The organism is Streptomyces sp. NPDC031474, from assembly GCF_055581185.1.
Genome location: NZ_JBVIJX010000013.1, coordinates 358,871 through 365,833 on the forward strand (window position 1 = coordinate 358,871; position 6,963 = coordinate 365,833).

A 6,963-nucleotide genomic window follows, 5' to 3' on the forward strand; every position below is an offset into this window, starting at 1 on the left:
GCGGCGAAGGTCACACCCCGGACGCGTCGGCGATCACCCCGCGATCATCCAGCCTTCAGCCGCGCGGCGGCGCCGTCGAGCCCCGTGGCGTCAGCACCGGCGTCGGCACCGGATGCGATCCCGGGCCCGTCCCGGTGATCACCCCGAACAGTGTCCGCGCCGCCTCCGCGCCGAATCCGTGCACGTCATGGCTCATCGCGGAGAGCGTCGGATGGGTGAGCCGGCACAGCTGGGAGTCGTCCCAGGCCAGCAGGGAGACGTCGCCCGGCACCCCGAGCCCCATCTCGGCGGCCACCGCCAGTCCGGCCACCGCCATGATGTCGTTGTCGTAGACGATGGCCGTCGGCCGGTCCGGCGGGGCGGCGGTCAGCATGGACCGGGTCGCCCGCGCTCCCGCCTCGCCGGAGTAGTCCGTGGCGACCTGCCACGCCCCGGCCAGCCCCAGACTCCGCGCCGCCGCGTCGAAGGCCGCCGTCCGCATCATCGTGTGCCCGAGCGAGGCCGCGCCGCCGACCCGGGCGATCCGGCGGTGCCCCAGCGCCGCGAGATACCGCACCGCCTCCGTCACCGCCGTCGCGTCGTCGGTCCACACGGACGTCAGGCTCCCGGTCAGCGAGGGGTGCCCGACCGCCACCACCGGTATCCCGAGCCGCTCGGCGGCCGCCACCCGGGGATCGTCGGCCCGGAAGTCCACCAGGATCGACCCGCCGATCTGCCGGCCCCGCCACCAGGACTCCTGCAGCCCCACCTCCTCCTCGACGGTGCGCACCAGTCGCAGCAGCAGCGAGCAGGAGTGCTCGGTCAGCACGCTCTCCACCCCGGAGACGAACTCCATGTAGAACGGCTCCAGCCCCAGCATCCGCGCCGGCCGGCAGATCGCGAGCCCCACCACGTCCACCCGCGAACTCGACAGCGACCGGGCCGTGAGGTTCGGCTCCCAGCCGAGCTCCAGCGCCGCCGCGAAGATCCGGTCCCGGGTCGCCTCCGACAGCCCGGGCTTGCGGTTGAAGGCCAGTGACACGGCCCCCTTGGACACACCGGCGCGCGCGGCGACGTCCTTGATGGTGACGCGTGGCGACGAGGACGCTGTCATCGAGCGGGCTCCTGGCAGTACAGCGCGGCCCGGGCGGCGGCGACGTCCGGAGTCTCCCAGCCCGTGACGTGGATGGTCACCCGCTCCCCGGGAAGCAGGGTCACGAGCCCCCGGTCGGCCCGCGCCCCCGGCTGCAGCCGATCGGCCTGCAACAGCAGATCCCGTACGAGGGTGTGGGCCGCGACCGTGACGGCCACCGGCGTCACGCTCACCTCGAACTCCGGTGTCGGATAAGCGATTTCACGGTCCGGCACCGGGAAGCGCACGGCCCGCAGCCCGTCCGGGTCCGCGTCCGCCACGAGGAACTCCTTCGCGCCGGCCGGCTCCAGCTCCGCCGGCACCCGGACCTCGCCCACCGCCCGCGCGCCGACCTCCAGTTCCACCCGCCCCGCCGCGACCACCTCACCCGCCACGGACATCCGCCGCAACGACAAAGCGCCCCTCCACCGCTCGGCGGACTGGTTGACGGCGGCCAGCACCAGGCTTTCGCCCCGCACTTGGAAGGTGAGCAACCGGTCCGCGTACAGCCGACGCAACTCGTGGTACAGCGGTTTCTCCCGCCCGTCCCCGTCGATCGCCGCCCAGGACGTCACCGGCCAGCAGTCGTTGAGCTGCCAGAGAATCGTGCCCGCGCACACCGGCCAGTGCGACCGCCAGTGCTCGATCCCCGTCGCCACCGCCCGCGCCTGGTTGACCTGCGTGAGGTAGTGCCACCGGTCGAAGTCCCCCTCCGGCACGGCGAAATGGCGGGCGAGCCCGCGCTCCAGCTTGCCGTTTCCGTCCTCCGCCTTCTGGTGGTGCAGCATGCCGGGGGAGTCCGCCGCGAGCTCCTCACCCGGCAGCGCCCGCCGCAGCGTCGCATGGGCGGGTGGCGCCTGCCAGCCGAACTCGGCGACGAACCGCGGCACTTCACTGCGGTACTCGGCGTAGTCGGCCCGGTTCCACACCTCCCACGAGTGGTGCGTCCCGTGCGCCGGGTCGTTCGGATGGCGCCCCCACGAACCCGACCAGGGACTCCCCGCCGTGTACGGCCGCGTCGGATCCAACTCGCCCACGACCCGGGGGAGCACCCCCAGGTAGTACCCCTCACCCCAGGAGTCCGAGCCGAGCCGCTCCTCCCACCCCCAGTCCCTGAACCCCCACAGGTTCTCGTTGTTCCCGTTCCACAGCACCAGCGACGGATGCGGCATCAGCCGTACGACGTTCTCGCGGGCCTCGGCCTCCACCTCGCCCCGCAGCGGCTGCTCCTCGGGATAGGCCGCGCACGCGAACGGAAAGTCCTGCCACACCAGCAGGCCCAGTTCGTCGCAGGCGTCGTAGAAGTCCTCGCTCTCATAGATCCCGCCGCCCCACACCCGGACCAGGTCGACCCCTGCGTCGGCCGCCTGCCGCAACCGCTTGCGGTAACGCTCCCGGGTCACCCGCGAGGGGAACACGTCGTCCGGGATCCAGTTGACGCCCCGCGCGAAAAGCCGCTCCCCGTTGACGACCAGCGTGAAACCGGTTCCATGCCTGTCCGCGGAGGTGTCCAGCTCGACGCTGCGGAACCCCACCCGCCGCCGCCAGACGTCGAGCGTGGCGTTCCCGTGATACAACGTCAACTCGACGTCGTACAACGGTTGTTCGCCGTAGCCTCGCGGCCACCAGAGAGCCGCCTGCGGCACCTCCACCCGTACGACACCGCTCGTCCCCGCGATCTCGGCCCGCGCCAGCGCTCCTCCCACCCGGGCCTGAAGGGTGAGTCCGGCCTCCACCCGGGTGCGCTCCACGTCCACATGCAACTCGACCACCCCGACGCCGTGTTCGACGCTCACCAGCGGGCGTACCCGGGCCAGCCGGGCCGTCGACCAGCGCTCCACCCGTACCGGCCGCCAGATCCCGGCCGTCACCAGCGTGGGCCCCCAGTCCCAGCCGAACGAACAGGCCATCTTGCGCACGTACTGGTACGGCTCGGTGTAGGCGGCGGGACGGTCACCGACCTTCCCGCGCACGGCCTCCGCCTCGGCGTAGGCCGAGACGAAACGGACGGACAGCGGCCCGCCGAGCCCCGTCACGTCGAAGCGGTACGAACGGTGCATGTTCCTTACCCGGCCCAGGAGTTGACCGCCCAGCGTGATCTCCGCGACCGTGTCGAGCCCGTCGAAGACCAGGTCGGTCTGCTCATGCCCGGACGGCACGGCCGGCAGCTCCGTCCCGTACGTCCACTCGCGCCGCCCCACCCACGCGACCTCGCTCTCGGCCACGCCGAGGAACGGGTCCGGGATCACCCCGGCGGCGAGCAGATCGGTGTGCACACAGCCCGGTACCACGGCCGGGAGCGCCCGCCCCTCGTGCCGCAGCTGCCATCCGTCGTGGAGCGGTGAGGCCTCCAGCATGCGCACTCCCTAAACCGGTCAAGCCCATAACTGAGCGCCATCTCTTCATCGTTGGCGGGAATGGGACTTTACCGGTTGAGAAAGCGCTGTCAGAGTGCCGAATCAGCCAACCCGCTCGTGTTCGACCAACCCGCAAGTGCTCGTCCGTCCCGCGAACATCCCGAGAACGGAAGTGATGCACGTGAACCGTCGTACAGCCCAGGTCCTCGCCACGGTCGCGGGAGCAGCCCTGCTGCTCCCGGGCTGCACCGGCACCTCAGGCAGCACGAAGGGCGCGGACGCGAAGGCGCCCGACGACCCGTCGCAGGTCAGCGGAGACATCACGGTCCTCACCGTGCGAACCGACCTCGTGCAGGACGGCACGATGAAAAAGTACGCCGCCGAGTTCAACAAGACCTATCCCAAGGTCAAGGTGGAATTCCAGGCCCTCACCAACTACGAGGCCGAGATCAAGATCCGGATGAACACGGACGACTACGGCGACGTCCTGCTGATCCCCGCGGTCATCAAGAAGGACGACTACCCGAAGTTCTTCGCCTCCCTCGGCACCACCGCCGAACGCAGCAAGAAATACCGTTTCACCGATTTCACCGCCGTCGACGGCAAGGTCTACGGCCAGAGCCCGGTCGGTGTGATGCCCGGCTTCGTCTACAACAAGCGGGTCTGGAAGGAGGCCGGGGTCACCGAATGGCCCACCACCCCGGCCGAGTTCCTCACCGACCTGAAGGCGATCAAGGCGAAGACCGACGCGATCCCCTACTACACCAACTTCGCCGCGCAGTGGCCGCTGACCTCGTGGACGTATGTCGACGGCGCGGTCCACTGCGACCCGGGGGCGACCACGAAACTCGCCGAGGGCGACCCCTGGGCCGAAGGCTCCGACCTGCGCGTCGGCGACACCCTGCTGTACGACATCGTGAAGCAGGGGCTCGCCGAGAAGGACCCCACGACCAGCAACTGGGAGGAGTCCAAGCCCCGCACGGCCAAGGGCGAGATCGCCACCCAGTGGCTCGGCACCTGGGCGATCATCCAGTTCCAGGACGCCGCGAAGAAGGCCGGCGTGAACCCGGACGACATCGGTTTCATGCCGTTTCCCGCCCAGACGAACGGCGCGTTCTGCGCGACCGTCGGCCCCGACTACAACCAGGCCGTCAACGTCCACTCCCCGCACAAGGAGGCGGCCCGCGCCTGGATCGACTGGTTCACCGACAAGTCCGGCTACGACAAGGACAACCTGGCGATCTCCCCGCTCAAGGACGCGGCCATGCCCGAGGTGCTGAAGCCGTACGAGGCGGCGGGCGTCAAGCTCATCGAACTGGACGACACGGCGGGCGCCAAGGTCAAGCTGATCGACGACGAGTCCGAGGTCGGCATCTACAAGCCCGAGTACCGCCAGGACCTGGTCGACCTCGCCCGCGGCGCCAAGAAGGGCAGCCTGGACGACTTCCTCGGCGGCCTCGGCAAGAAGTGGACCGGGACGCAAGCGAACGTGGGCCACTGATGACGCACGCGCACACGCACACCCCCGGGCCCGGCACCGAGAAGGCGACCTTCGAGGCCACGGCGCCGGCCTCGAAGCGCGCCGCCCCCGCCCCCGCTCCCGCCCCGCGCGGGGCCCGCACCTGGCGGCTGCTGACCCCCTGGCTGTTCCTGCTGGCCCCGCTCGCCCTGCTGATCACCTTCACCTACGCGCCGATCGCCAACATGGTCGCCTACAGCTTCACCGACTGGGACGGCGTGAGCCCCGAACTGCACTACACGGGAGCCGAGAACTACACGGAGATCTTCACCAGGGAGGACCTCTTCCAGGTCTTCTGGGTAAGCGGCTACTACCTGGCCGCCTCGGTGATCCAGATCGTCGCCGCGCTCTACTTCGCGACCATCCTGAGTTTCAACATCCGGTTCCGGAACTTCTTCAAGGGCGTGCTCTTCTTCCCGTCCCTGGTCAACGGGGTGGCCATCGGTTTCGTCTTCCTCTACTTCTTCCAGGACCGCGGCACCCTCGACACCGTCCTCTCCCTCTTCGGCTATCACACCGACCACGCCTGGCTGGGGACCCCGACCTCGGCGAACGTCTCCCTCGCCGGCGTCTCGATCTGGCGCTACCTCGGCATGAACTTCGTCCTGTTCCTCGGGGCGATCCAGTCCATCCCGGGGGAGCTGTACGAGGCGGCCGGACTGGACGGCGCCGGACGCTGGCACCAGTTCCGCTACATCATCCTGCCCGGCATCAAGCCGGTGCTGACCCTGACGGTGATCCTCTCCGTCTCCGGCTCGCTCTCCGCCTTCGAGATCCCGTACATCATGACCGGCGGGGCGACCGGCACCGAGACCTTCGTGATCCAGACCGTGAAACTGGCCTTCCAGTTCAACAAGACGGGGCTCGCCTCGGCGGCGGCCGTCGTGCTGCTGCTGATCATCCTGCTGGTGACCTGGGTGCAGCGCCGCCTCGTCCCCGACGACAGGGTGGACCTCGTATGACGCGCCGAGCCGTTGCCCGCACCCTCGTGTACCTGTCGCTGATCGCCGCGGCGCTGGTCGTCCTGCTCCCGCTGGGCGTCGTCCTGCTGACGTCCCTGAAGACCGAGAAGGAGACGGCGAACGGCGGCGGGGCGCTCACCCTCCCGCACGACCTGCTCAACTTCCGCAACTACGTAACGGCGTTCCAGGACGGCGGGATGCTGACGGCGTTCGGAAACACCGCCTTCATCCTTGTCGTCTCCGTCGGCGGAACGGTCCTCATCGGCTCGATGACGGCCTACGCGATCGACCGGTTCACCTTCCGATTCCGGAAACTGGTGATCGCCCTGTTTCTGGTCGCCGCGCTGGTCCCCGGGGTGACCACCCAGGTGGCCACCTTCCAGATCGTCCACAGCCTCGGCATGTTCGACACACGCTGGGCGCCGATCGCCCTCTACATGGGCACGGACATCGTCTCGATCTACATTTTCCTGCAGTTCGTGCGGTCGATCCCGATCTCCCTGGACGAGGCCGCCCGCCTCGACGGCGCCAACGCTTTCACGATCTACCGAAAGATCATCTTTCCGTTGCTGAAACCGGCGATCGCGACGGTCGTGATCGTGAAGGGGATAGCCGTCTACAACGACTTCTACATCCCCTTCCTCTACATGCCCTCACAAGATCTTGGCGTGATCTCGACGTCCCTGTTCCGCTTCAAGGGACCCTATGCCGCCCACTGGGAAACGATCTCGGCAGGAGCGGTGCTGGTCATCCTGCCGACACTGATCGTCTTCCTGGCCCTCCAGAAATACATCTACAACGGTTTCATGAGGGGAGCGACGAGGTAACCGCTTGCGAAACGGCCCCCGCCGCCGCCGTATTACGAAGGGTTCTACGGCGGCCGGGACAGGTCCTATCAGGTCCTATCAGGTCCTGTTAGCCTCGATTCGTCAGCGGGGTTCGGTGGCTGACTTGCTCGGCAGTTCGCCCGTAATGTCCTCGGGCCGTTCGAGGTGGGCCGTCGCGTGACGCCGC

At 68.8% G+C, this 6,963-nt stretch carries 5 protein-coding genes; 3 read left to right on the forward strand and 2 right to left on the reverse strand.

Annotation, left to right across the window (positions count from 1 at the left end; all coding sequences use genetic code 11):
• Positions 1–55: 55 nt before the first annotated feature.
• Together ACZ5SK_RS28595 and ACZ5SK_RS28600 are read right to left on the reverse strand one after the other, a co-directional pair.
• Positions 56–1,093, reverse strand: a complete 1,038-nt coding sequence (locus tag ACZ5SK_RS28595; RefSeq protein ID WP_361705313.1) for a LacI family DNA-binding transcriptional regulator — start codon at positions 1,091–1,093, stop codon at positions 56–58.
• The gene (locus ACZ5SK_RS28600; RefSeq protein ID WP_468156488.1) at positions 1,090–3,468 is read right to left on the reverse strand and encodes a glycoside hydrolase family 2 protein; all 2,379 of its coding nucleotides are present in this window, start codon (positions 3,466–3,468) and stop codon (positions 1,090–1,092) included. The genes ACZ5SK_RS28595 and ACZ5SK_RS28600 overlap by 4 nt, the downstream gene beginning before the upstream one ends.
• Before the next feature lie 175 nt (positions 3,469–3,643).
• Between ACZ5SK_RS28600 and ACZ5SK_RS28605 the strand changes: the two genes are divergently transcribed.
• Genes ACZ5SK_RS28605 through ACZ5SK_RS28615 form a run of 3 tightly spaced genes read left to right on the forward strand, consistent with a single transcriptional unit; the run spans position 3,644 to position 6,776 of the window.
• Entirely contained in the window at positions 3,644–4,969 is a 1,326-nt protein-coding gene (locus tag ACZ5SK_RS28605; RefSeq protein ID WP_334576315.1) for an ABC transporter substrate-binding protein, read from the forward strand.
• On the forward strand, positions 4,969–5,949 hold the full coding sequence (locus tag ACZ5SK_RS28610; RefSeq protein WP_468576682.1) for a carbohydrate ABC transporter permease: 981 nt from the start codon (positions 4,969–4,971) through the stop codon (positions 5,947–5,949). Before ACZ5SK_RS28605 ends, ACZ5SK_RS28610 begins: the two co-directional genes overlap by 1 nt.
• Positions 5,946–6,776, forward strand: a complete 831-nt coding sequence (locus tag ACZ5SK_RS28615) for a carbohydrate ABC transporter permease (protein ID WP_334576312.1) — start codon at positions 5,946–5,948, stop codon at positions 6,774–6,776. The genes ACZ5SK_RS28610 and ACZ5SK_RS28615 overlap by 4 nt, the downstream gene beginning before the upstream one ends.
• Positions 6,777–6,963 lie beyond the last annotated feature (187 nt).

What these genes read in the sequence shown, in the direction of transcription:
- ACZ5SK_RS28605 (WP_334576315.1), top strand. Translation starts at nt 3,644, where the DNA reads ATGCACGTGAACCGTCGTACAGCCCAGGTCCTCGCCACGGTCGCGGGA.
- ACZ5SK_RS28615 (WP_334576312.1), top strand. Translation starts at nt 5,946, where the DNA reads ATGACGCGCCGAGCCGTTGCCCGCACCCTCGTGTACCTGTCGCTGATC.
- ACZ5SK_RS28595 (WP_361705313.1), bottom strand. Translation starts at nt 1,093, where the DNA reads ATGACAGCGTCCTCGTCGCCACGCGTCACCATCAAGGACGTCGCCGCG.
- ACZ5SK_RS28600 (WP_468156488.1), bottom strand. Translation starts at nt 3,468, where the DNA reads ATGCTGGAGGCCTCACCGCTCCACGACGGATGGCAGCTGCGGCACGAG.
- ACZ5SK_RS28610 (WP_468576682.1), top strand. Translation starts at nt 4,969, where the DNA reads ATGACGCACGCGCACACGCACACCCCCGGGCCCGGCACCGAGAAGGCG.